General features: G+C 66.2%; 1 protein-coding gene. It reads right to left on the reverse strand.

Annotation, left to right across the window (positions count from 1 at the left end; translation table 11 throughout):
* Positions 1–276: 276 nt before the first annotated feature.
* Positions 277–1313 (reverse strand): Wadjet anti-phage system protein JetD domain-containing protein (locus Manayef4_RS03055; protein ID WP_083282247.1); only part of this gene is annotated, 1037 nt, incomplete at its 5' end.

Genomic DNA, 1313 nt, shown 5'->3' on the forward strand with positions numbered 1-1313 from the left:
CGAAAGCGTGCAGAACGCCCACTCAGGTCAGGATTCCTGAGCCAAGATCTTGACGCGGGACACCTACAGTCCCGGGCAGCTTCAGGATGTTCCTGGCTGGTGTAGCCAGCGGGGCGGGTGGTGCGGGAGGCGGTGTAGCGGGCGCGGTGTTGCTGGTTGGTGACGTTGGTCAGGCCGAAGGCGGTGCGGTAGATGAGTTGACGCTCGTTCCGACCACGGCCGGCCCAGCGGCCCCGCCGCCGGGCGCAAGGCGCGCCGCCATCTCCATGTTCGGTTTCATCCTTTCTGATCGGGTCTGCAAGCCAGCGACAGACCCCCGCCTTTCAGGATCTGCATTAGTCGGGCAGCTGCGTGGGTGAGGGGGATGACTTCCTGCTCGATCCGGCGGAATGGGGTGGGGCCCGCAGTCGCGATGGTGTTGTACGCGGTGGCCTCGGCTTCGGTCAGGTGTGGCAGGGTCGTCGGTGATGGCTGGATGGGACGACCCGCCTTGTCGTGGTTAATACCGTGCTGAGCGTAGTGGTGCAGGTCTGTGGCGCCCATGAGGATGGAGGTGACGTGCTTCGCTGGTGCGCCGTCTGGTGCGGGCTCGGCTAGCRCAGCGCGAAACTGGTCGAGGATCGTGTACCCGTCCGCGTCGATGTCGCCCCAGTAGACGATGTGGTCCGCGGTGCGGATCCAGGGAACGTTTGCTAGCAGGGTGGCTGCGGCTTTGCCGCCGCCCTCGACCACTATTGTGTCCCTGACTGGCGGGAACCAGAGGCGGGAGTCGCGGTTCTCGACGACGAGGACCACGCGTGGCTGGTAGGCGATGTCATGTACGTCACCGGTGGTCCAGGCGTCGTGCCTGCGGCGGCCCGATGCGGCGTGGTCGGGATCGACATATGTCAGGTGCATGACGGTCAGCCGGGGTCTGACTTCGTGTCGGACATCGCGGCCCGCGACATCGCGCAGCAGCGCGCCGTGGGTGTCAAGCCATTTGGTGTGCATACCGGGGACCGGGAGTTGCCGCAGAGTCCAGTTGCCAGCGTTGGGGTGCTGGTGTAGCCAGGTCACGGCACTGAGTAGTACCTCCACGTCGATGGCCTGGAGGCGGTAGACGGCCCGAAGGGTGGCAGGGGTGATGATCGCGTTGGCGGACCGTAGCGCCGATGCGAGCACGCGGGCACGGTTGATGTCCACGGTCGGTGGTGCAATGCCGGTTCGGGTGTCGGCGATGGTACGTATTCGGAAATCCCGTTGGGGCATGATCGTGGGCGGCGTGACCGTGGGGCACTCCGCTGGGGTCTCGGGGGTCGGGGTCAGCCGGGAGG

This window comes from Frankia sp. CgMI4, assembly GCF_001756285.1.
GTDB lineage: Bacteria > Actinomycetota > Actinomycetes > Frankiales > Frankiaceae > Frankia > Frankia casuarinae.